This window comes from Pseudoalteromonas sp. T1lg23B (assembly GCF_002964665.1).
In the GTDB taxonomy this organism is placed as follows: Bacteria; Pseudomonadota; Gammaproteobacteria; order Enterobacterales; family Alteromonadaceae; genus Pseudoalteromonas.
Window position 1 is genome coordinate 289,658 of sequence record NZ_PQBZ01000034.1, and the last position, 23,423, is coordinate 313,080.

Consider the following 23,423-nt stretch of genomic DNA (forward strand, 5'->3'; position numbering starts at 1 on the left):
GTACTCTTAGTGACTATTCACTGCGCTGTTGTTTACGCCATGAAGCAGGTGTTACGCCGTAGGTTTTCTTGAATTGACGAATGAAATGCGTTGTGTCGCCCCAGCCAAGCTCGTAAACAATCGTATTGATGGCCTTGTCTGTATGCAGTAATTTTGCACATGCCTGTGTGAGACGGGTTTTTATGATCCACTGGCCAACAGAATAGTTTGTTTGCGCTTTGACCTTTGTTGCGAGATAGGACGGGCTAGTATGAACGGCCTTAGCAACGTCTTTGAGTGAAATACTGTGCATATAATTAAGCTGAATATAGTCCAAGGCAGCAGTCACTTTATTTGAACGAACCTGCTTTAAAAGCGGTAGTTGGTTGGCTTGCTGTACTTCATATAACAGCAAATTTAACAGGCTTTTAAGTACCACGGCATTACTTGGTTGATAATTTGTCATCATACGCTGTAACTGTGTAAACAATGAGATAGTCCAAGAGACTCGGGTTTTACAAAGCTCTAGAGCAGGTATTGCGCCCAATCTTACTTGCCTAAACGGTGTCATTAATGGGTCTTGTTCATTCATCCCTAAGCAAGTTGGGCAAAAACTCACCCATCTGATTTCTAGGTTTTCACCGTCAACTAAACTGTGGGGGATACCTGCGGGCACCAACGTGAACATATTTTCTTGGAGCGTTATCGGCTCTTTATGTTGCATGGTCAAAGAACCGCCAACAAGTAAACAGAGAATATACTGAGTTTGTGAGCCATGTGCTTCGTAGCCAATGTGGTCATGAAACTCATGGCCGACACTCATGATATGATCCGAATCCATAAAAAAGCATCAAAAAGAATAATAAGCCGATTATAGCTAATTATACGCTCTCCAAAAGCTCATATTTCCAAGTGATAATTAGAAAATGAAACAATAAGCCGATTATTCGGGTTGACAATTGATAGACTTGGAGAATATATGAACATAACTTTAGCTATAATAGGCCTATCACTACATATCTTGATTTGGGAAAAATTACCGGACTGGGGAAATTGGTTCAATAGGATAGTTGAGCGTTTGCCAAAACCACTAAGATACCTCTACGATGCATGGCGTTGTCCATATTGTTTTGGTTTTTGGGTAGCTTTGTTGCTTCATGGATTGACCGGTGTGTATACCCTAGAAAGTCTCAAAGATATGCCTTTATATTTAGATGTTATGTCAGTACCAATTGCTTGGCTGCTAGACTCTTTGGCAACTGCATTGTTAATTATGTTGGGTAGTTTAACTATCAATGCTCTCGCAGGACCCGCGATAAAAGGGTATGAGATGACACAAGCATTTCGTAGTGTAACAAGTGAAGAGTAGGTTATGGCAATATCGAACGTTAATGGCGAAGTTAAATCTTCAAGGCTGATTCTTACGCTGGCGCGACCGCAATATGATGAACATCCAGATGCCGTGGCGCAAAAAATCCAACAGGTATTGCAGCCACAAACATGTGTTGCGTTACCGCAAAGCTGGCAGAACATCAATACGCTTGCAGATGCACATAGATGGTTGCGTACGCAATTGCTTGAAGCGCAGATTTACATGGTAGTTCATCGAACAACTAGTGAGTTATTAGGTGTAGCTGTGGTGCACGAGCAGGGCGAGGAAGCGTATATTGGCTATGTTATTGCGAAAGAACATTGGGGTAAGGGCTATGCAAGCGAAGCGTTGCAAACTTTAGTTGCTTGCTACAAAGAACAAGCCACCGTAAAAACGCTTTGGGCAGGAGTTAGCAAGGATAATATCAGCTCCATCAAAGTGTTAACCAAGTCAGGTTTTGAGTTAGCCAACAGTGAGCATCAAGACTTAGACACACGCCATTATGTACTCTCGCTTGAGAATTAACATGATCAGGCCATTGTTGAAAACAACAATGGCCTGATATTTATTGCAAATTATAAAAAACTGACCTTGGTTTGATATTCACCATGATAGGTCAAGCCCGTCTTTATTTGGTTCTCTCAAGCATTCTTATACTTTTATTCTCATTATGAAATAGTTAACTTTCAATCAGTTATGGGTATAGGTGTCCGAGTAACTGAAGAGATCTTTCCGTTGTTTTGAAGTTATTAATAAAAAAACTACAAATATATTGTATACAATATATTGAATTTATATCTATTGAGGCGTTACTATAGCGGTGAGTTTTAATAACAATAAAAGTTCAAGGGGAACCCAAATGAACAAAAACACCAACAGAATGTGGCAAAGAAGTTTAATTGCCGCAGCGGTAGCAGGCTGTTTAAGCTCACCAGTCGCCATCGCTCAAGGTAAAACTACAGGTAGTATTGAGGGAAGTGTGCTAGTGCAAAGTGGTCAGACTTTGGCAAACGTACAGTTAACGCTAAAGCACAATACAAAAGGCTTTGTTAAAACAACGTCCACAAATGACAGAGGTGAATTCGACCTAAAAGGCTTACCAATTGGTACTTATACAGTCACCTTTACAAAAGATGGCTACCATAGTGTTTCTGAATCTGAGTTGGAGATAGTTGCGGGCAATACTGCATCGTTTGACGTATCAATGTTCAGCAGTGATATAGAAACCATTCAAGTAAGTGGTACAGCTATTCGCAACATTGATATGCAAAGTTCAACGGCGCAAATGACATTCACTGCGTCTGAACTGGATAGATTGCCTGTCGCACAAGATTTGTCTTCTATCGCGCTACTTTCACCAGCAGCATCATTGGCAGCTGACCCTGACCAAGACTATGGTCGCGGTGTATCTTTCAGTGGTGCTTCCGTTGCTGAAAATGGTTACTTTCTTAATGGTTTAAATATTACTGATATTCGTAAAGGTTTGGGCTACCTTGAATTTCCGTGGGAAGCAATCGCTCAAACAAACGTAGTAACCGGTGGTGTCCCTGCTGAATATGGTAATTTTATTGGTGGTGTGACCGATGTTGTGACTAAATCTGGTGACAATGAATTTAAATTTGGCGCAAAGTTTGACTATCAGCCAGGCAACTTTTTACGTAGCCGTAGCCCCGACATTTGGGGGTATGATACAGGACACCCTGAAACTGACGATGAAGGGAATGTTACAGGCTACCCGTATGCAATAAAAACATACAATGGTGAAGATTCCGTCAAAGACTCCCGCTATAACATCTGGGCCAGTGGTCCAATTATCGAAGATACATTGTTCTTCTACGCGCTATATAATCCGCAAAAAGTCACTAAACGTTATGCGGATAAAACCACACTGACCCAACGAGTAGATGAAGCCGATTTCTGGCTAGCCAATGTGGATTGGTATGTCACTGAAGATCATAGTATTTCATTTACAGCGATGAATAATGAGTGGGAGCGTAACGAATATCACGCCGACTATCATTTCAGTCCTATAGGGCGACAGCAATCTTATCAATCAGGTGAGTTTGGTGAACCTACGAAAAGTGAATGGGGTGGGTCAGTATTCACCGCTAACTATAACGGGTATATCACCGATGAACTGAGTGTTTCAGCGGTATACGGTGTGACTAAGCAAGATACGCTAGAGGCTAACCCTGTTGCGCACCTAAGTCGAGTATGGGACAACCGAAGCGGTAGTTGGGAGCGCAGAGGCGACTGGCAAGGTTGGTCAAAGGGCGCGATAAGTGAAGATAAACGCACTCAAGCAAGAATAGATTTTGACTGGGTGGTTGGTGACCACACAATTTCATTCGGCTACAGTCATGAAAAAGTCGAGACAACCGATTTGTCAGAGTATTCAGGTGATGGCTGGCGCTATGATATTTATGTTGCTACGGAATCACGCATAGAGAATATTAATCAAATTATTGAGCTTCAGGCCAATCGTCAGGGGATCCCCTATCAGCCGTCGCCGCTAGAAGTTGGGGATGCGTATTTTTGGACCAAGCAATACAAAAAAAGTGGTAGCACTGAGCAAAATTACCGTTCGATCTATCTAGAAGATACTTGGGAAGTGACCGACCAACTGACCCTTAACCTTGGTGTTCGTAACAGTGCCTTTGATGCTTTCACGGGAACAAATGAAGAATATGTTTCCATGGAAAATCAATGGGCACCAAGGTTGGGTATTAACTATGACTTGTTCGCAGATGGCGCGACTAAGCTATTTGCAAACTATGGCCGCTATTACATGCCAATCTCGCCAAACACGAGTGCACGTATGACACTGCCTGAAGTGAATATCACAGGTTATGGTTTGTTTGACGGTACATTTAACGAAGAAAACAACACGCCGAATCGAATTGGAGAGCTGTTTGCTGTTGAAGTCGCGAGCGATGGTGAGTTAGCACAGCCAGTTTCAACCTACGTAGACAAAGACTTAGAGCCTATGTACAGCGATGAGTTTGTGTTGGGTATTCAGCATGAGCTTAATGATGATTGGGTGCTTGGCGCGCGTTATATCTATCGTGATCTTAAATCGTCAATCGAGGATACCAACTTACGCTTTGCCTTGGTTGAAAAGTGGGGTCGCGAAAACCCAGAACAGTTGGCTGTACTACAAGAATTAGGTTTAAACACCAATGTGAACTGGTTGGCACTGGTTATCAATCCGGGTAACCCGATTAAACTTGCGTACGATAAAAACCAAGACGGTGTGGTTGGCGATGATGAATATGTGCAATGGGATGCTGACTATCTTGGTCTTCCAAAGGCTGAACGTAAGTACCACGCCTTGGAGTTCACTGCTAAAGGTCAAATCTCAGACGGCTTTACCATTAACGCGTCATATACATGGTCGAAAAATGAAGGGACAACTGAAGGATTGGTTAGTGGTGCGCACTCACAAGCAGACCCAGGTTGGTCTGGTTCTTATGATGCACCAGAGCTTACAGATCATAGCTATGGCCCGACATCAAACGATATTCCGCACAAAATTAAAGTATTTGGCTCTTACGAGATCAATGATGAATTTGCAATTGGCTTCAATGCGCAGGCTCAACAAGGTCGTCCAATCAATAAGTTTGGTTATCATCCACAGGGCGTGGGCGCATGTTCAGAACCCATGTGGCTTGATGCTGACAAAACCCAGTTTAACCCAAATGCGGTAACAGATTGTACTGACATACGCGGTACTGACTTCTATTACAATGGTGAGCCTTCACCTCGTGGTTCTCATGGTCACAGCAAATGGATTTACAATCTTGATTTAAGCGCAAGCTACAATCCCAAGTGGCTGGCGGAGATTTATTTATCTCGGCAACGATATTTAATGTCTTCAACTTGGCATCTCCTACATCTTACTACGATCAAGCGGAGCTGGAACAAGGAGTCGATAATCCAAACTATCGTTTGGTTGAAGAATACCAAGCGCCACGTAGTGCTCAGCTTACAGTTCGTTATGAGTTCTAAATCAAAAAGATAACAATGCTCTGACAATAAAAGCCCTACTTGAAACGTAGGGCTTTTTTTTCTATGTGTTGTGGATAGTTGGTGATATCTCCACAGCATAAGCTTTATTTGATTTCTATTCTTACTTGGGTGTTATCATTTGGAATGTCTACGCTGCCTTTTGATGCGACCGCTTTATAGTTTGCGCCTCTAACTTTTCTAATGTACGCGTAGTCGCCGCTAACTGTGCTATCGTATTTCCAAGCGCCATTAGTACGAGAGTAGTAGTTAATATCACCACCAAAATAGGGCTTTGTATTATTGCCATTAACTAATACGCCTCTTATCGCCCAACCGAATCTGTCAGTGATATAAGTTGCAGCGGAGTAGTTGTGATTTACCTCTGTGATGGACGATAGTTTTATATTGTCATGTCTTTGGATATCAAGATCCTTGGTAAATCTTCTTCCTTGTGTTGGGTCATAAGAACTACTCTCTGTAAACAGTACATGCACACCACCACCGGTGCCACTTTCTTCAACAACAATATCTTTCATGTAGATGTAGGTGCCTTTGGCTTCGGAGTCATATACCAATGTGCGAGGGTCATTTTCAGCCAGTGGCAAGGTCAGTTTTTCACCCTTAATGTTATACCAAACGGATGGGTTCCAAGTGTAGGATTTGATAACGTGAATATTTGCACGTCTATCTAAGTTGTAGCCCGGGTGATAGTTATAGGCTACATATAGTGCGCCATCATCATTGGTGTCACTTACGGCATAGTGTCCGCCCTGTGCTAGTTTAATTTCAGAGCCGTTATTATCTACCCAAAGAGTACGAACAGACTTTTGACCAACGTATTCATAACGTGAAAATATTGCGAGTCTTTTAGACGTATTGTCTAGGTGGAGTTGCGGATATGATTGATTTAAACTGCCGTGAGAAGGGGTACCTTTAAGTTTTACAAAGTCAGTACCGTAGGGCGTTGTTGATTTATATAGGTGCCCACTACGGAACTTGTGAGCTAGCCCGCGAGAAGATAACTGTACGTAAACATAGCCGTTACGATCAATGTCTACAACGGCATTCGTGTGCGGGTCATCCCAGTTTTCTTCAGTATGAACTTTTACGCGAGTATTGTAGTTCTTAATGATATAGGTAACTAAATTACCGCCTTCATTTGCTGAATAAACTTCAAAGTGGGTGTTGTTTTTTTCGACAGCAACGGGAATGTGCTTATAACTGTATGTCCCAGTGGCTCCACAGTATTTTGGAACGCCATTATACAGTTGATTGTTTAAACAAAAGGAGCTTGACTGGTAACCACTGTCGTTAACTTCAATATTTGCTGCGAGTGTAGAAGTACTGGTAGCGAGCGCTAACAGAGCGAATTTTAGTTTCATAAATATCCTTTTTAAAATAGGTGTGAAAAGCAAATTTCATAAGCTTTTTAATATCATATTGTTGCAATTGTAGTGTTAATACTCATCCAGAGTTATATTAACTGGTGTTAAACCTAAAGCTAGTCAAGATTTTTACACCCCATATAAACTGACTCAACTTTGATGGAAGTGCAAGGGGAGTGTTGAATCCACATCGCGTAGATTCAACATTATAGATACGTTATAGAACAAGTGATTTTTGTAGCTTAATTGGCTCTCCATCTACATCCATAACAGCGCTTATTATTAATAATCCCTGTTTTAAATTAGTCATTTCTTGAATGTTCGGCTGCCATAATTTAGCTTCATATGGCGCAATTTCTATTTTCTCTGACCACAGTTGCTGGCTGTGTGTCGAATCTTGAAATGAATAAAAAGACACGTCCAGCGTACCGTGTGTGCTACCAGAATAAGGGCCGGTGATATTGATTGTTAGGGTATCGTCTTGGCTAACATGCATATAAACGCCATCAAAACGCTGTGACTCGTTTTGCATTGCGGTATTGGCGGTAATTTTAGCGTCATCTGGAAACTGTTTACGCCAAGATGCGGATAGACCTTGTATGTTTTGTACTAGTTGAGGATGCTGTTCTCGGTTTTTTAGCTGTGGCACAACTTCCTCTAGTTGCGCTTGACAATCATTGATAATTTTTTGATGTCGCGCACATTGATTTACCAAAGCGAGCAACTCATCAGCAGCATTGAAATACCATGGGTTGGCGTTGTTGGCTTGCAACACGGGGAGCTCAAAGGTATGCGCTTGCATATAAGGCGTGAGCTTGTGATTCATTCCCAGACCTAATAGGCTAAGTTTGTTACGGTTAACAGTAAAGTTAGCAGGGAGGGTAAAAATCATTGCCTGTGTTTTGGTTCGAGTCTTAAGTTGCACTCGCAATTGATTGGCATGCTGTTGTAGAGCAAGGGATAGCGAAGAGCCTGCAAATATATCCTCACGTAACTGTGGGGTAAGTGCCAGAGTTTGCGCCTGTTGAGTTGTATCATCAAAGCGCAGCGTTAGTCTGTTGCCATCTACTAACGTAAGGGACGCGCGTGAGGCATTATCATATAGTGATAAGCCTATTTCTCCTCGGTTAAGCTGTGAAGATTCAAAGTCAATCTTTGCCGCTAAGTCCCAGTCTTTATCTTGTAAAGCAACGGGCAGAGTTGGCTTTGGAAAATCCATGATTGGGTGGTTTACTTGTGAACTAGGAAAAATGTCTAGCTGATGCCGTGTCTGAGAGTTGTCACTGCGCAACCAGTAGGCATTACCATTTTGTTCCCAAGGGCCAGATACAATATTAAAAGTAGGTTTGATGTTAGCAACAAACTGTGCAAATTCTCGCTCTAGCTTTTGCCAATCACTAAATACGGCTTTTAGGAGCTTATTGGCAACTGGTAACGTTTGGTCTGAATGTGGGTTGAGCCGCATGAGCTCTGTTAGGTAGCGTTTGAATTGCAGTTGGCGTATCGGGTCGTTCATTAGAAAATGAATGATGAAAAAGTTGAGGCCGCGTTTTAATGCCGGATCATCATTAATTTGTTCGATGGTAGGGGCGTTACCTTGTTGATATTGTTCAAGTCCGGTTGTGATGTAGTTCATTGGTGCTCGGTCAAAGACCATCACAGTAAGCTGTTTTTTCTCAGGGTCGTAAACATGGCTTGCTATTGAGTCTGCCAGTCCCTCAGTGATCCAATTTGGTGCCCAAGTGGAATGACCATTTAGGGCCATGTGAAATGCATGCATGGTTTCATGGATCACGATATATCGTTGATGGTGCTCACGGTGGCTTGGAAAGTTGTAGCCAGCTCGGTTGTAGAACATGGTTTCACCCCCCGCATTTTCGTGGATACCGCGCAGAAAGCCATCGTCTAACATGGCTTCTTGCACACGCATTCGTGAGCTGCCATACACCACAGCAATGCGTTGTTTATCGATATTTTTAGGTGCCATGGAAAACAGCTCAACATAATGGGGGTAGGACATTTCCAACAGCTCTAAGTACAGTTTGACCTTTTCCTCTGGTAAGTCACTTTTTAACGCAAAATGCTTACTTGCCCACCAATTGTAGCCTCGACTATTACCAATTTTTCCTTCGCTGTATGTTCGTGGCACCGTTTTACCAAGAAACGCGATATCAATATGATTAAGAGTACTAGTACGGCCGGTGACGGAAATATCGACCTGCAAGTTATCTAGATTAATATCGACTTTGTTGCTTTGCTCGTGGGAATTAGTATGTGCGCATCCAGTGAGTACCAGAGTACAGATTAACAATATTATTCGCATTTTATCTTCTCATTATTATGGTTAAAGTATATTGTATAAAATATACTTTAACTTTTTGAGGCGCGATAATCAAAATGAAAAATAACAATACAGGGCAGCGCGAAAAATTTGGCTCGCTATTTTATGTTGCAAATCTGATGGAGATTTTTGAGCGTTTGGCGTGGTATGGATTTTTTGCAGTATCTTCTATCTATATGACTACCCCAGTTAGCCAGGGAGGTGTTGGATTTACTGATACCCAGCGAGGCGCAATTCAAGGCATTATTCCCTTCTTTTTATATCTACTTCCGGTCATCACCGGCGCGCTAGGCGATAAATTTGGTTATCGGCGCATGTTTATTTTGTCATTTTGTATTATGACACCTAGCTACTTTTTATTAGGGCAAGTGACTTCATTCAGTTTGTTTTTTATTGTTATGGGATTGGTGGCATTTGGCGCGGCTTGTTTTAAGCCGATTGTGGTCGGAACCATTGCTCATAGTACAAATGACAAAAACCGTGGATTGGGTTTTGGCATCTTTTACACAATGGTCAACATTGGTGGTTTTTTGGGGCCTCTGATAGCTGGGGCTATGCGTGCTATTAGTTGGGATGCGGTGTTTATGATGTCGGCTTTTTGGATAGCCATCAACTTTATCCCCGTGCTACTGTTTTATCGCGACCCTGCAACGTTAAAGCGCTCGACCACTAATTTGAAACAGGTATTAAAGGAAGCGCAAACGGTGTTAGGGAACAGTCGGTTTGCGTTACTTATGTTTGCTGCCATCGCGCTGTTAATGGCCGCAGGAGTGGGTTGGTTGAGCTATACGCAAAGCTTTATAGGCATAGGCGTTTGGCTGGTTTTTAATTTAGTTTGGCATATGATGGCGAGGCAAAACTCACGCCATTGGTGGCAACAAAAAATAGTGATCAGTAATGGTAAATTCACGGTCTATTTACTCATCTTATCGTTGTTTTGGACCGTCTATAATCAGCTGTTTTACACCTTACCCTTATTTATTCGAGATTTTGTCGATACCCGTGATTTAGTCGCATTTGTTGGCTTATTTGGGAGTGGCGCTGTGGAGTTTTTCGCATATGTTGATCAATCCGCGCTAAATGAGGCCCTCAAAGAGTTGTTTAGCAAGCTACACTCGGGTCAGAGCATTGACATTGCCGCGCTTCGCCTAGAATGGGTCCATTTAAAGGTCAATGTTCCGCTTGAGCAGCTCAGCGAGTTAGTTAAACAAATACAAGCGTTAGCCGTGACTCAAAGCAGTTTAACTAGCGACCAGTTAAGCGGTTTTATCCAAACATTGTTAGCATTTAGGCAGATAAATCCTGAATATCTAATCAATTTAGACTTCGCCGCAATCGTGATATTGCAAATCGCGGTGAGCTATTTTTGTCAACGATTTAGACCAATATCCATATTGGCGGTCGGTCTTGTGATCATCGCTTGCGCGTTTTTATTGTTAGGTCAGGGGGGAACTGTGATCAGCGGCGTTGTTGTGACGATAGTTATTCTACTTATCGCGATGGGGGAGATGTTTACCTCGCCCAAAAGCCAAGAGTACGTTGCGTTTATCGCACCTCGTGAGCAAAGCGCTTTGTATATGGGATATTACTTCGTGTCTATGGCGCTGGGTTTTTTGTTCGCAGGTTTCTTATCGGGGTGGAGTTATAGTGAACTGGCCTTAAAAGCTCAAAAGCCCGAGTTAATGTGGGGGATGTTCGCGTTGATTGCGTTAATCGCATGCGCGCTGATGCTTCTGTTTAGAACCTATACCACTAAACATGGCTATGCATTATCGCAGCCGAGCCCTTAAAAAGTGCAAAATTCAATCAACTAGATATTGATTGCATACAATATACAGTGTAAGGTGGTGGTGCATTACATGATTGACAATAGTTGTAAAAATGAAATGGTTATAGCGACCAAAATATAATGTCGATTATTGCTAATTTTGTGAAGCGAACTGCTTTGTGTAAGCAAAGTGTTTAGTTATTATTTTCCCTGAGTTGTGAAGCCCAGCCTTGCTGGGCTTTTTTCTAATGATTTATCTCCGTTAGCGCTGAAATTGATAAACACTGCCAAGGGCTAGTATTTTGGTCAATTCATCTAATGCTGCATGGCTTTCATGTAACAGCTGAGGATCAGCCAAGTCGACATCACTTAATCTATCTCGATAATGCTTATCTACCCAAGTGATCAGCGTCGCAAATTTTTCATCGCTCATCATCACATCAGGATTTACAGCATTGAGTTCATCCTGTGTCAGAGCAACACGCAAGCGTAAACACGCCGGGCCCCCACCATTTTGCATGCTCTGCCTTAAATCGAAAAATTTTACAGTGTTGATAGGGTTATTTGCGCTGAGCATACTTTCGATATAGCGACTCACGCTGGTATTATTTTTACATTCTTCAGGTGCAACTAACATCATCGAGCCGTCTGTTAAAGTAACTAATTGGCTGTTAAACAAATAGCTGCTTACCGCATCTTGAACACTAACTTCATTTGTTGGAACTTCAATGATATGTAGTGGCTTTTCACCAAGATAAGCGTGTTTAATTTGATTAATCGAATTAGCTTGGTCGATAAAGGCCTGCTCATGACACAACAATACATTTTCATTGCCCACCGCAATCACGTCATTGTGAAACACTCCTTGATCAATCACGTCGGGGTTTTGTTGTAAAAATAATACCTGATTGTCGTTTATCCCATGCAAGCGCGCAATTGCTTCGCTGGCTTCTAGTGTTTGTCGAGCAGGGTATTTAACAGGGCCTCTGATGCTATGATTCAAGCTGCTAGCACCATAAACAAAAACCTCTAACCCCTTTGTGCTATGGCTATCACATAACCTTGTATGATTTGCTGCGCCTTCGTCACCGAAAAACGGTTGCTCAGGCAAATGCGTATGGTGGGTAAACAGGGCATTGTTTGAGAACATCGCTTTTAGCAGGTTTGTGGTGGTGGTTGGCTCTAAAGAACGATGGAACTTATTATTTAAATTGGCGCTGGTGAAGTGAACTTTGCCATCTAATGTGTCGCTTGAGGGCGAAACCGTGGCTGCATTGGCTGTCCACATGGCCGAGGCAGAATAGACGGTTCTAAGTAGAATAGGGGATTCTTTTGCTGCTTTATTAAGCACTTGTGTATCATTCCCACTAAAGCCAAGTCTTCTCAGTGCGTCAATATCAGGTCTGGCGTGAGGCGCAAATATTCCTTGTTTTAGGCCCATGTCGTGCATGGCTTTCATTTTTGCAAGGCCCTGAAGTGCAGCCTGTTTTGGATTGGAAACGGCATCGGCATTGTTCAGCGATGCAACATTGCCATAAGATAATCCAGCATAATTATGTGTGGGTCCAACTAGACCATCAAAATTCACCTCAAAGCTGGGTACGTTATTATTCATGTTAGATCCTGTTCTTGTTTTGATGATGTAAACGTTAGTATGACAAGTGTAGATGTAATGGCAATTGCCATTCGATTTCATAACAAAATATTGAACATATGAAATTTCGAATATATGATTTACCATATATTTAACATTGGGGCCGAGAATGGATTTATTGACCTTTTATAAAGCGCTTGCCGATAACACCCGATTGCAATGCTTGTTATTAATTGAACAAGAGCAGGAATTGTGTGTGTGTGAACTAATAGCCGCCCTTGAACTAAGTCAACCAAAAATTTCACGCCACCTTGCGCAACTTAAAAAGGTGGGGATTTTAACTGACCGAAAACATAAGCAATGGGTTTATTATCGCATTAATGAACAGCTCGCTGATTGGGTGCGAAATATCATTACCCAAACATATGAACATAACCAAACATTTTTACAAACCGCTACAGACAAGCTCAACAGCATGGGCTCGCGTCCAGAGCGTGTTGCCTCTTGTTGTGACAATTAACCAAGGATCACTCAAATGACTATCAAAGTAGGAATTAATGGATTTGGCCGCATGGGTCGTCTGACTATGCGTGCATTATACGCAAGCAACAATATCGAAATTGTTCACATCAACGACCCAGCGGGCGATGCACCCACATTGGCTCATTTAATGAATTTTGACTCTGTGCATGGCCGTTGGAGTTTTGAGGTGGACGCTGATGAGCAACACATGCTTATCGATGGCCATAAAATTGCTGTCTCTCACAATAAAGAAATTGCGCAAACTGATTGGTCGGGCTGTGATTTAGTCATTGAAGCTTCAGGTAAAATGAAAACCAAAGCGTTGCTTCAAGCGTATCTGGACCAAGGGGTAAAGCAAGTTGTGGTTACTGCGCCAGTCAAAGAAGACGGAGTGCTAAACGTTGTCTATGGCGTTAACCATCAAGATTATAATAAAACAGAGCACAACATTGTCACCGCAGCCTCTTGCACCACTAATTGCTTAGCGCCCGTTGTTAAGGTATTACAAGACAAAATTGGCATCGAACATGGATCGATGACCACCATTCATGACATTACCAATACACAAACAATTCTCGATGCACCTCATAAAGATTTGCGTCGTGCTCGCGCTTGTGGAATGAGCTTAATTCCAACCACTACCGGCTCAGCGACAGCGATCACACATATCTTCCCAGAGCTAAAAGGAAAGCTTAATGGCCACGCTATTCGTGTCCCACTGGCCAATGCTTCTATTACAGACTGTGTGTTTGAATTAAGTAGGCCTACCAGCATAGAGGAAATCAACGGCTGGATGAAAGATGCGGCAAACGGAGAGTTAAAAGGTATTTTGGGCTTTGAGACACGCCCATTGGTGTCGATTGATTATCGCACTGACCCTCGTAGCTGTATCGTCGACGCACCATCAACGATGGTCGTTAATGGCACACAGGTTAAAATGTACTTGTGGTATGACAATGAGTGGGGCTATGCGAATCGCACGGCTGATTTAGTGAGATATGTGGTAGCGGAGCGCTTTGCGTAACGACTATGTTGCTCAGTAATCTCTCTAGCGAAATTAAACAGTATCTGGTTATAACCGGCAACTACTGGGCGTTTACCCTAACTGATGGTGCACTGCGAATGTTAGTGGTGCTGTATTTCCATCAGTTGGGCTATAGCCCTTTAAGCATTGCCATGTTGTTTTTGTTTTACGAACTGTTTGGCGTAGTAACAAATCTACTCGGTGGTTGGCTAGGGGCTCGCCTTGGCCTGAACAAAACCATGAATCTTGGATTGTCACTGCAAATCTTGTCGTTGGTAATGTTGGCGGTAAATCCACAGTGGCTCAGCGTGGCATACGTGATGGCGGCTCAAGCGCTTTCGGGTATAGCCAAAGATCTCAATAAAATGAGCGCCAAAAGTGCCATTAAGTTACTGGTGCCAGAAAACGCAGACAGCACGTTGTATAAGTGGGTCGCAAGACTTACTGGTTCAAAAAATGCTCTCAAAGGTGTGGGCTTTTTCTTGGGCGGCATGCTACTTGGAGTGTTTGGGTTTCAGGGGGCGCTGTGGGCGATGGCCGGGCTTCTGATACTCGCTTGGCTAAGCAGCCTAGTGTTACTGAAACAAGATTTAGGTAAGAAAAAGTTCAAGCCAAAATTTAGTGAGCTGTTCTCTAAAAGCCGACAAATAAACATTTTGTCAGCGGCACGCCTGTGTTTATTCGCGTCTAGAGATGTTTGGTTTGTGGTGGCGTTACCGGTGTTTTTAAGCTCAACTTTAGGCTGGGAGCATACTCTTATTGGTAGCTTTATGGCGGGCTGGATCATTTTTTATGGCATCGTTCAGGCGAATGCACCAAAAATTACCCGCAACCAAACAGCACCTACCAAACAACTGACATTTTGGGCTGGGTTGCTCACAGTTATTCCGGCGATAATCGCTTTAGCGCTATATCAACATATTGCAGCGACTTGGGTCATAGTGATTGGTCTGTTGTGTTTTGGTGGCATATTTGCCATTAATTCATCATTGCACAGTTATCTAATCGTGAAATTTGCAGACAGTGATGGTGTCTCACTGGATGTTGGCTTCTACTACATGGCCAACGCGATGGGTAGATTGTTTGGTACCGTGCTCTCTGGAGTCATCTATCAGACTTTTGGTCTGGAAGCCTGTTTGTGGCTATCTAGTTTATTACTATTGTTTACGGTGATGATAAGCAAACGTCTACACCATGCTTAACATAACGCAATAGTGAATATCTCAAAAAAAAAGCTGACATTGGTCAGCTTTTTTGTGTCTAAACGAGTTGGCAATACCGGTGGTGTGATTACAAGAGATTACAACTGTTTCGATATTTGGAGGGAATTTATGTGCGCGCTATCTATGCTTAGGGTTAGGTTTTGCTGTGAACATTCCTATTAACTATTGATAATTAATAGACTCTACTTTTGTTTTAACTAGCTTGGTCATGATTGTTTAGATATTAACTGTTGTTATTATTGGAATTGCTGTGCTTTTCACTTCCTCATTGTTTGCACTTTTCACTCCTACATTTTCCTCAGGTTGCTGGTACTGAGTGTCACTAAGTATGCTCAGATTTAAGGACCAAATGAATGTAAAAGGAGAGGAATTTACCATGAACAAGTTAAATAAAATTGCGTTTCTGTTGGCAGGTAGCTTAACCGCTTCACTTATGCCACATAGCAGTTATGCAGCCATAGACACCGACGATGAGAAAGTCACCCGATTAGACCTACAAGGGCAAATAGATAACTTTGCGCCATTTTCTAAAACACTCTGGGCGGGTGCACATAACGCTTATGCTTCATACTCTTGGAGCGCAGGCACCTACACTGATGTTAACCAATATTACTCACCTAAGAGCTTGCTCAAACGCGGCATACGGGTGATGGAATTTGATATTTACCCTGAGGGTACTTTTGACTCAACCCCCATGCTGTGTCACAACTCGCTTGAGAATAAAGCGCTGTGCTCAAGTTTTCATGCCAAACTCTCAGAAGGGTTAGATGACATTAGAGAATTTTTACAAGATAACCCTGATGAAGTGATTTTGCTTAAAATCGAAGCTTACAAGCACAACGACCACAATAATTGGCACAACAAAATAGGGGAACGATTGCAAAATGACATAAGTGACTATCTGCTATTGCCATCGGATTGGGGGTACGCAGACAAAAGCTGTGCATCTTTGCCAGTATCAAAACTCACTAAACGTGACATTTTAGCTGCGGGTAAACAATTGGTTGCCGTGGTACAGACACCCAGAGATCACAGTGATCTATGCTCTTATCATAGCTCGGGGAACTACTCAAAATTCTGGAATACGGTATTTATTGGTGTCGATGCGTTTGACTCAAGTGGTAATTTGAAAAGCAATCAGCCGTTTTGTCAAAACGGCAATGACGAATGCGTGAGTAACGACCAAACTGCCCATTACAATGCCAATAATATGACCGTTGTAATTGATGACGCTACACAACTGAATGTTGATGGACCATCTTCAACTAAAACCGGCAGTAATGTGCTTGATAAGTGGGGTAAAAAGGGCTCGCAAATACTCGAACTAGCGTTAGTCGAGGCGAACAATACCAGCGCAGCCAGTGGCTATGGTGCCAATGAAGTACAAATCGAAGATTATATTTGGTCGTGGAAATCTGATCGGCCCAATGGTACGGGAGACTGTGCCAGCCTTGAGAGTGACGAATCTATTGCTGACAAAGCCTGTACCGCGTTCCAATATCACGCGTGTGTAGATAAAGACAGAAACTGGAAGCTCTCTACGACTAAAGGCACTTGGCATATGGGGTTTGAATACTGTAAAAACCTTGGCGGTACGTACGCGTTCGGTATGCCATTTAACGCCTATGAACAAGTGCAGCTACTGAGTAAAATAGGCACTAGCACAGAAAATTACTGGGTGAACTACTACAATGCATTTGATGACTTTTGGTTGTCGAACTCGGATAACTATATCGATTGGAAATTTGTTGAAAAGGCAGCGGTGGGTTCAACCAGCAAGGGGAATGTATTCGATGACATTGGCCTACTCAAGCGCAAAGCCTTGGTGGGGGGCGCGTTTAACTTAAGTTCAGTCCAGATCCGTTCAGGTAGTCGTATTGATGGGTTCAAAGCTTGCTACGAAACCAGTCAAAGTGTGAGTCATGCCAGCGTGGGTACATCAGAGTTGTGTTTCACCTATGGAGGTAGCGGTGGCAGCTGGGGCAACGAACTGACATTTGACGCCAGCAACGGCCAATACCTAAAAGACATCAAAATCTGTAAAGAAGATGCTAGATACGGTTACGATACGGTTTACTTTTTAAAGTTTACCTCCAGTACTGGCAGTACTATCTCTGGCGGCGCTACAACGGGAAGTTGTACCACCTATTCATCAACCTCTACTCAGCAAATATTTTCATTCCACGGCTCTGAGGGCAGCGAGCTTAACTCAATCGGTATTTACAAAATCGACAACTCATTGGTTAACGGTGGTTTATATGCCACTGATTGGCTAGACAGAGATGACCCACAAAGTGGTGATAACGAACTATTCAATGGTCACAAATCATCAGGCAACATTTCAGCGAGTTGTGAGTCATCTGATATCGCAGCGATTATCGCCCGTGTCGTTGATACCAAGCTTGATTCAAGCCTAACAGGGCAAAACTTAGTTAACAATGGTTCAGGGTTTGCGTGTTGGAACTCAAGCAATGGGGGTAACTCAAGCTATACCACCTGTGAAGACTATGAAGTGAGATACTTCTTCACCAACGCCAGTTGTTTGCCTTGAGTGAGTGGTTGAACCAATAAAAAAGCGCCCGAGGGCGCTTTTTTGGGCTAGTAATAAATTATCTTAGCGCTTGAATACGTTGCTCAAGGGGTGGGTGTGAAGCAAAGAAATCAGCGATGCTTTTACCTGAGGCAATACCGAATGCCATCATCGACCCTTCAAGTTGTGACTCCTGATTGTGTTTTAAGCGCTCTAAGGCTGCGCGCATTTTATGCGCTCCCACTAAGTCGGCTGCGCCTTTGTCGGCGGCAAACTCACGTTTACGGCTAAAGTAGGCCACCACGATAGAGGCTAAAATACCAAACAGCATTTGGAAAATCAGGTCAAACACAAAATACGCCCAACCAGTACCTTCTTCATCTTCACCGCGGAAGAAGTTATCAACGATACCCGCTAGTACCTTGGCTAGGAATATCACGAAGGTATTCACCACACCTTGGATTAGCGTTAGCGTAACCATGTCACCATTGGCAACGTGTGACACCTCATGGGCAAGTACCGCTTCGGCTTCATCTTGGCTCATGTTATGTAGTAGCCCAGAGCTGACAGCGACTAAGCTATTATTTTTACTCGGACCTGTCGCAAAGGCGTTGATTTCAGGGCTGTCATAAATCGCCACCTCAGGCATTTTGATATTCGCTTGCTGTGCTTGACGGGCAACAGTTTGCAGCAACCAATGTTCTGTTTCGTTACGAGCTTGTTCAATTACCACGGCACCGGTTGATTTTTTGGCTATCCACTTTGACATAAACAACGAAATGAATGAGCCACCAAAACCAAATACCAATGCTATGAGCATGATACCGCCATAGCTTCTACTGGAGATCCCCAGTACAGACATCAATACAGATAAAACCACTCCTAACACCAGCATTACTGCAAGGTTAGTTAGTAGAAATAACACAACGCGTTTCATAGTCACCTCAGTGAAAAAATATAAATTCTGCAAATGATGCAGCATCGAAATCCTAATACGTAAAATGGGGGAGTTTGTGTCACTAATCAATAGTGAGAAGGGTAACAAAGTGTGAAAATATACGTTTTTGTGATCAATAATTTTTGTCAAGAGCCAAACAATGTGTTTGGCTCTGATTATTTCTTATGATTGCAAAGAAAATACCGATTCTTTGAGCTGTTGTTTAAGTTCTTCGTCTGTTAATTCGCCCTTATCGGCGTCAAACACATCGTAGAAACTTGGAACTGACAGACTGCCTTTTACGTCCATTGCAAAAAATGGTGCAGAACCGTTGGCACTGTTTAATACGCTTTGCGCACCACCGGGGCCTGGTGATGTTGCCAGTAACACCATAGGCTTATCTTGATAAACTTTTTGGCTAATTCGCGATGTCCAATCGAAAATATTTTTGTAAGCTGCGGTGTAAGACCCATTGTGCTCCGCAAAAGAGATAATAATTGCGTCAGCTTCGCCAATTTTGCTGTAAAACGCCTGCGCCTGAGCAGGGATGCCGTTTTCGTTTTCACGGTCTGCGCTATAAATTGGCATTTCAAAATCGTTCAGATCTAGTACCTCTACCTGTGCGCCTTCAAGCAAAGAAGCGGCATAGCTTGCCAGTTGTTTGTTGATCGACTGACGGCTACTGCTTGCTGCAAATGCTAAAACTTTCATAATACTCTCCTAATTCTTAACCATATATACGAGTCTAAACATCAAACGTCACACGCCTACCAACTCGTTGTCTTTATTTGTTGATTAGAAGTATATATTAGGCTTCAATAATCATTAATATCCTAAAAGTAAAATTACTATTTCCATATGACTAATAATAATCTGTTTGATGGTGTGTTGATCTTTACCCAAGTGGTTAGAAGCGGCGGGTTTGGCGCTGCGGCGCAGGTTTTGGGTCACTCTAATTCCCATATCAGCAAAGAAATCAATAAGCTTGAAGCTCGATTGGGCGTGAGATTACTCAACAGGACCACGCGTTCAATCGCTTTAACCCCTGAAGGACAAATGTATTTCACTTATTGTGAGCAGTTAGTCAATGACGCACAGGAAGCCTTCTCCCTGTTAACGCAAAATGATGAAAACCCAAAAGGCGAGCTGAAAATAAGCTGCCCTGTGGGGATCAGTCAAAGTTATATTCAACCGGTTATCGAACAATATTTGAGCCGTTATCCAAATGTAAAGCTTGACTTAGACTTGAGCGATAAGCGCATTGACTTGGTTGCCGATGGTTTTGACTTAGTGGTTCGCGCGGCTCCGATGTTGGAAGAATCGAGTTTGATCTGTAAAAGGCTGTTTTCGTGCCCAACGTATGTCGTAGCGTCACCGAACTATATTGAATGCCATGGTAAGCCATATCACCCGAGGGAATTGCAAAACCATCACTGTATTTGCTACAGCAATCATAAAGTTCCTGACCGCTGGGAATTCACTCATAAAAATGGTGAGCAGTTTGCAGTCAACGTCCGGCAGAAAATAAAAACCAACAACGGCAATATGCAAGCAAGTATGGCGTTGGCAGGCTTTGGTATTTGTCGTTTACCTGAGTTTTATATAAAACAGGCGCTTGAAAGCAAGAGTTTGGTGACGCTGTTTGATGAATTTCCTCAGCCTCAGGTCAATGTGTATGCGATTTACCCCAGTAAAAAGCATTTATCTCCGAAAGTCCGGCGCTTTATAGACTTACTGGACGAGTACGCTGCGTATACATCGTGAATAAATTAATAATTTTGTACGCTCGATTGATGCTTTTCATCGCACACGGTGATGAAATACGTTAAAATGACGTATTACTTTCCTATAACTCGATAATCATCTAGTGATGGGTATCCTGACATTGAGAACACCATGAAAAAAACCTTTGCGTTAACACATCCTAAACTTAAGCCTGCACGCTTGGTAGATGCCATTAAATATGAAGTGAAAAAATATCTTCGCAGAGAACGAAACAAAAGCTTACCAGCAGACGCAGATTTTTGGGATTTTGACTGCAGATTTGGCGCAACTGAATCTCAAGCCGATGTGATCAAAGTGGCGCAAATCAACAAACATATTGACCATGCAGTAGATGGACAACTGCCATCATTTTATTTAGAGATCTTGGCCAAACCGGGCTACAGAACGCCATTGCTGGATGAAGACGAAGAATAAATCGTTTACATACAGCTAAGTGGTATCGGCGAGTCTTGTCGCCGATACATAAACTCATTCTTGCTCAGGATTAATCAGAGCTCGAAGTCTCTTTTCTAAATTTCGAAAATAACAAATTACACGACAAAACCAGCCCGCCGACTGCCCCAATGAGGTGAGCTTCTATCGCGACTCTAGAATCTATCAAAGCGCCAACTTCTGGACTCGGCCCCTGAATTTGCTCCCAAATCAATTTTGCCCAAACACCGACAAACAGTAAAATTCCACTTTTCATTCCCATTTGAACATCTTTGAGCGCGCCCCAGACTATCACGCCGTGAAGCAATCCACTCAAACCGGTATAAATTCTGATGTCAGGGCAAAACAACCAAATCCCCAAACCAGTCCACAGCGCCAAAAACATGATGTGAAAAAAATAGGTTTGCATTGAACGGTGTTCAGCATGCAAAACCCAAATAAACATGACACCCAGTGCGTTAAGGAGCAAATGAGCCCAGTTGGTATGCATAAACTGGCCTGTGAACACTCTCCACCATTGCTGTTCAACTTGGCTACGGTCGAATGCAAGCCAAGTGTTTGCGTCAAACAACATCAACAAGGTACTTATTGAAATCAATAATAAAGGGGGCAGTATGTATTGCTTTTGTATTGGTAAATCAATCATGTTGTTTATGCTTTATTTTTTGCATATTGTGCCTCTTTACTTTTATCATGCCAACGATGAGAACAGATAAAAGTGAATATTATGAATTATGCCTATCCGCTGATCGGTGTTTTGTTACTCAGTGGTTGTGCCTCTGACAGCAACTCAGTGACAAAAGTAGAACAACGAGAAACCAGAGAACCCGAAGCCGCAACAGGACTGCAAATTAAGCAACAGGCTATGGGTCATGAATATATGATTGCCGCTGCAAATCCTTACGCGTCAAAAGCGGGTCGGCAGATGTTGGCCAAAGGCGGCAGTGCTATTGATGCAGCCATTGCCACACAGCTGGTATTAACGCTGGTAGAGCCACAATCATCAGGTATTGGTGGCGGTGGGTTCATTTTATACTATGACAATAAAAACAATGAACTAGTAACATTTGATGGCAGAGAAACCGCTCCTAGCGAAGCTGACCATACTTTGTTTTTAGACCAACAGGGTCAACCAGTACCATGGATTAAAGCCGTCGTTGGTGGTCGTTCCGTCGGCGTACCCGGTATTTTACATGCTTTTAAACAAGCTCATGATAAATACGGTAAGCTGCCTTGGCATGAGTTATTTAAACCCGCTATTGCGTTGGCAGATGACGGTTTTGTTGTATCTCCTCGACTCACCATGTTGTTGGAGAAACGTTATAACCCGGGACTTGAGCAATTAGCACCCGCAAAAGACTACTTTTATCCGAATGGTGAGCCACTAAAAACAGGGACAGTTAAGAAAAACCCTAAGCTTGCAGCGCTTTACAAACAAGTAGCGCAGCAGGGTATTGTAGCCTTCTATCAAGGAGACAATGCTAAGAAACTAGTTGATGCAGTGCAAACGTCAGAGATAGCGCCTGGTAAGTTAGCCGAGTCTGACTTAGCGCAATACCAAAGTAAGATGCGTGAGCCGATTTGTATCGATTATCATAAACACAAAGTGTGTTCGATGGCGCCACCTAGCAGCGGTGGTATAGCAGTTTTACAGATTCTTAAACTACTGGAAGGGCAAAACCTGAGTCAATATCAGCCCAATGACCCTAACAGCCTGCATTTGTTTACTCAAGCCTCTCGTCTGGCGTTTGCTGACAGAAACCACTATGTGGCAGACCCCGATTTCGTTACGGTGCCCACTGACGCTCTTTTGCAAAGCGACTATCTTGAACAACGCGCCAAATTAATAACTGAGTTTGATAACCACAACGTAACGGTGGGGGATCCAACACAGGGTAAGCTTGCCTATGCGATAGACGATGGATATGAGTTACCATCAACGACCCATGTGTCTATTGTTGATCAAAATGGCAATGCTGTTTCAATGACGAGTTCAATAGAAATGGCTTTTGGTTCGACGGTTATGGTGAACGGTTACCTGTTAAACAATCAGTTAACTGATTTTTCTCTCAGTCCTAAAAAAGACGGCCTGTGGGTTGCAAATCGTGTGGAAGCAAATAAGCGTCCGCGCAGTTCCATGTCGCCTGTAATGGTCTTTAATCCCGATGGTAGTTTGCGCTTGGTCGTTGGTTCACCCGGTGGCAGTCGCATTATTAATTACGTGGCACAAACCATTATAGCGGTGCTTGATTGGCAGTTAACACCACAGCAAGCCGTAAACTTGCCGAATATAACCAATCGAAATCAATATACGACCTTGGAAAAAGGGACTGAGCTTGAACAGTTTGTAACTTTCTTCGAAGAAAAAGGGCATAACGTGCAGCTAAGAGACTTGAATTCCGGTTTACACGTTATCGAAGTTAAAAATGGCATGTTGTATGGCGGCGCGGATCCAAGAAGAGAGGGTGTTGCGTTGAGCGAAATCACACAATAACCATAGGATTGAACTTTACATTAAGGTAT

Annotated in this window: 18 protein-coding genes; 11 read left to right on the forward strand and 7 right to left on the reverse strand. The window is 42.8% G+C overall.

Annotated elements, in window-relative coordinates; genetic code table 11:
• Positions 1-13: 13 nt before the first annotated feature.
• Positions 14-820 (reverse strand): AraC family transcriptional regulator, encoded by an 807-nt coding sequence (locus tag C2M32_RS09780; RefSeq protein ID WP_105168259.1) that lies wholly within the window; start codon positions 818-820, stop codon positions 14-16.
• Positions 821-958: 138 nt separating this feature from the next.
• On the opposite strand from C2M32_RS09780, the gene C2M32_RS09785 reads away from it, so the two are divergent.
• The 3 genes from C2M32_RS09785 (at position 959) to C2M32_RS09795 (ending at position 5,372) form a co-directional block, all read left to right on the forward strand.
• Positions 959-1,348, forward strand: coding sequence for a hypothetical protein (locus C2M32_RS09785; RefSeq protein ID WP_105168260.1), 390 nt, complete (start codon positions 959-961; stop codon positions 1,346-1,348).
• 3 nt (positions 1,349-1,351) lie between these two features.
• Positions 1,352-1,876: a GNAT family N-acetyltransferase gene (locus C2M32_RS09790; RefSeq protein WP_105168261.1), complete on the forward strand. Its 525-nt coding sequence runs from the start codon at positions 1,352-1,354 to the stop codon at positions 1,874-1,876.
• A gap of 334 nt (positions 1,877-2,210) precedes the next feature.
• Complete coding sequence (locus C2M32_RS09795) at positions 2,211-5,372, forward strand: TonB-dependent receptor (protein ID WP_105168262.1); 3,162 nt, start codon at positions 2,211-2,213, stop codon at positions 5,370-5,372.
• Positions 5,373-5,463: 91 nt separating this feature from the next.
• Here the strand turns inward: C2M32_RS09795 and C2M32_RS09800 are convergent, their stop codons facing one another.
• The gene (locus tag C2M32_RS09800) at positions 5,464-6,741 is read right to left on the reverse strand and encodes a hypothetical protein (RefSeq protein WP_105168263.1); all 1,278 of its coding nucleotides are present in this window, start codon (positions 6,739-6,741) and stop codon (positions 5,464-5,466) included.
• Between the two features lie 220 nt (positions 6,742-6,961).
• The gene (locus tag C2M32_RS09805; RefSeq protein ID WP_105168264.1) at positions 6,962-9,067 is read right to left on the reverse strand and encodes a hypothetical protein; all 2,106 of its coding nucleotides are present in this window, start codon (positions 9,065-9,067) and stop codon (positions 6,962-6,964) included.
• Between the two features lie 74 nt (positions 9,068-9,141).
• Between C2M32_RS09805 and C2M32_RS09810 the strand changes: the two genes are divergently transcribed.
• Complete coding sequence (locus tag C2M32_RS09810) at positions 9,142-10,875, forward strand: MFS transporter (RefSeq protein ID WP_105168265.1); 1,734 nt, start codon at positions 9,142-9,144, stop codon at positions 10,873-10,875.
• A 240-nt stretch (positions 10,876-11,115) separates the two neighbouring features.
• Here C2M32_RS09810 and astB read toward each other — a convergent pair whose 3' ends face one another.
• Positions 11,116-12,468 (reverse strand): N-succinylarginine dihydrolase, encoded by a 1,353-nt coding sequence (gene astB / locus C2M32_RS09815; protein ID WP_105168266.1) that lies wholly within the window; start codon positions 12,466-12,468, stop codon positions 11,116-11,118.
• A 148-nt stretch (positions 12,469-12,616) separates the two neighbouring features.
• On the opposite strand from astB, the gene C2M32_RS09820 reads away from it, so the two are divergent.
• The 4 genes from C2M32_RS09820 (at position 12,617) to C2M32_RS09835 (ending at position 17,767) form a co-directional block, all read left to right on the forward strand.
• Positions 12,617-12,967 (forward strand): metalloregulator ArsR/SmtB family transcription factor, encoded by a 351-nt coding sequence (locus tag C2M32_RS09820; RefSeq protein ID WP_105168267.1) that lies wholly within the window; start codon positions 12,617-12,619, stop codon positions 12,965-12,967.
• Between the two features lie 15 nt (positions 12,968-12,982).
• Entirely contained in the window at positions 12,983-13,993 is a 1,011-nt protein-coding gene (locus C2M32_RS09825) for an ArsJ-associated glyceraldehyde-3-phosphate dehydrogenase (protein WP_105168268.1), read from the forward strand.
• Between the two features lie 5 nt (positions 13,994-13,998).
• The gene (gene arsJ, locus C2M32_RS09830) at positions 13,999-15,195 is read left to right on the forward strand and encodes an organoarsenical effux MFS transporter ArsJ (protein WP_105168269.1); all 1,197 of its coding nucleotides are present in this window, start codon (positions 13,999-14,001) and stop codon (positions 15,193-15,195) included.
• A 397-nt stretch (positions 15,196-15,592) separates the two neighbouring features.
• Positions 15,593-17,767 (forward strand): phosphatidylinositol-specific phospholipase C domain-containing protein, encoded by a 2,175-nt coding sequence (locus C2M32_RS09835; protein ID WP_105168270.1) that lies wholly within the window; start codon positions 15,593-15,595, stop codon positions 17,765-17,767.
• Between the two features lie 58 nt (positions 17,768-17,825).
• Here the strand turns inward: C2M32_RS09835 and htpX are convergent, their stop codons facing one another.
• Positions 17,826-18,683, reverse strand: coding sequence for a protease HtpX (gene htpX, locus C2M32_RS09840; RefSeq protein ID WP_105169267.1), 858 nt, complete (start codon positions 18,681-18,683; stop codon positions 17,826-17,828).
• A 183-nt stretch (positions 18,684-18,866) separates the two neighbouring features.
• Positions 18,867-19,394 carry an NADPH-dependent FMN reductase gene (locus tag C2M32_RS09845; RefSeq protein WP_105168271.1) on the reverse strand — a complete coding sequence of 176 codons (528 nt, stop codon included), beginning with the start codon at positions 19,392-19,394 and terminating at the stop codon, positions 18,867-18,869.
• 147 nt (positions 19,395-19,541) lie between these two features.
• Here C2M32_RS09845 and C2M32_RS09850 point away from each other — a divergent pair, with 147 nt between their 5' ends.
• The gene (locus C2M32_RS09850; protein ID WP_105168272.1) at positions 19,542-20,447 is read left to right on the forward strand and encodes a LysR family transcriptional regulator; all 906 of its coding nucleotides are present in this window, start codon (positions 19,542-19,544) and stop codon (positions 20,445-20,447) included.
• Between the two features lie 132 nt (positions 20,448-20,579).
• On the forward strand, positions 20,580-20,882 hold the full coding sequence (locus C2M32_RS09855; protein WP_105168273.1) for a DUF6172 family protein: 303 nt from the start codon (positions 20,580-20,582) through the stop codon (positions 20,880-20,882).
• 70 nt (positions 20,883-20,952) lie between these two features.
• Here C2M32_RS09855 and rrtA read toward each other — a convergent pair whose 3' ends face one another.
• Positions 20,953-21,546, reverse strand: coding sequence for a rhombosortase (rrtA, locus tag C2M32_RS09860; protein ID WP_105168274.1), 594 nt, complete (start codon positions 21,544-21,546; stop codon positions 20,953-20,955).
• An 81-nt stretch (positions 21,547-21,627) separates the two neighbouring features.
• Here rrtA and ggt point away from each other — a divergent pair, with 81 nt between their 5' ends.
• Positions 21,628-23,394 carry a gamma-glutamyltransferase gene (gene ggt, locus C2M32_RS09865; RefSeq protein ID WP_105168275.1) on the forward strand — a complete coding sequence of 589 codons (1,767 nt, stop codon included), beginning with the start codon at positions 21,628-21,630 and terminating at the stop codon, positions 23,392-23,394.
• Positions 23,395-23,423: the final 29 nt, after the last annotated feature.

What these genes read in the sequence shown, in the direction of transcription:
- C2M32_RS09780 (WP_105168259.1), bottom strand. Translation starts at nt 820, where the DNA reads ATGGATTCGGATCATATCATGAGTGTCGGCCATGAGTTTCATGACCAC.
- C2M32_RS09785 (WP_105168260.1), top strand. Translation starts at nt 959, where the DNA reads ATGAACATAACTTTAGCTATAATAGGCCTATCACTACATATCTTGATT.
- C2M32_RS09790 (WP_105168261.1), top strand. Translation starts at nt 1,352, where the DNA reads ATGGCAATATCGAACGTTAATGGCGAAGTTAAATCTTCAAGGCTGATT.
- C2M32_RS09795 (WP_105168262.1), top strand. Translation starts at nt 2,211, where the DNA reads ATGAACAAAAACACCAACAGAATGTGGCAAAGAAGTTTAATTGCCGCA.
- C2M32_RS09800 (WP_105168263.1), bottom strand. Translation starts at nt 6,741, where the DNA reads ATGAAACTAAAATTCGCTCTGTTAGCGCTCGCTACCAGTACTTCTACA.
- C2M32_RS09805 (WP_105168264.1), bottom strand. Translation starts at nt 9,067, where the DNA reads ATGCGAATAATATTGTTAATCTGTACTCTGGTACTCACTGGATGCGCA.
- C2M32_RS09810 (WP_105168265.1), top strand. Translation starts at nt 9,142, where the DNA reads ATGAAAAATAACAATACAGGGCAGCGCGAAAAATTTGGCTCGCTATTT.
- astB (WP_105168266.1), bottom strand. Translation starts at nt 12,468, where the DNA reads ATGAATAATAACGTACCCAGCTTTGAGGTGAATTTTGATGGTCTAGTT.
- C2M32_RS09820 (WP_105168267.1), top strand. Translation starts at nt 12,617, where the DNA reads ATGGATTTATTGACCTTTTATAAAGCGCTTGCCGATAACACCCGATTG.
- C2M32_RS09825 (WP_105168268.1), top strand. Translation starts at nt 12,983, where the DNA reads ATGACTATCAAAGTAGGAATTAATGGATTTGGCCGCATGGGTCGTCTG.
- arsJ (WP_105168269.1), top strand. Translation starts at nt 13,999, where the DNA reads ATGTTGCTCAGTAATCTCTCTAGCGAAATTAAACAGTATCTGGTTATA.
- C2M32_RS09835 (WP_105168270.1), top strand. Translation starts at nt 15,593, where the DNA reads ATGAACAAGTTAAATAAAATTGCGTTTCTGTTGGCAGGTAGCTTAACC.
- htpX (WP_105169267.1), bottom strand. Translation starts at nt 18,683, where the DNA reads ATGAAACGCGTTGTGTTATTTCTACTAACTAACCTTGCAGTAATGCTG.
- C2M32_RS09845 (WP_105168271.1), bottom strand. Translation starts at nt 19,394, where the DNA reads ATGAAAGTTTTAGCATTTGCAGCAAGCAGTAGCCGTCAGTCGATCAAC.
- C2M32_RS09850 (WP_105168272.1), top strand. Translation starts at nt 19,542, where the DNA reads ATGACTAATAATAATCTGTTTGATGGTGTGTTGATCTTTACCCAAGTG.
- C2M32_RS09855 (WP_105168273.1), top strand. Translation starts at nt 20,580, where the DNA reads ATGAAAAAAACCTTTGCGTTAACACATCCTAAACTTAAGCCTGCACGC.
- rrtA (WP_105168274.1), bottom strand. Translation starts at nt 21,546, where the DNA reads ATGATTGATTTACCAATACAAAAGCAATACATACTGCCCCCTTTATTA.
- ggt (WP_105168275.1), top strand. Translation starts at nt 21,628, where the DNA reads ATGAATTATGCCTATCCGCTGATCGGTGTTTTGTTACTCAGTGGTTGT.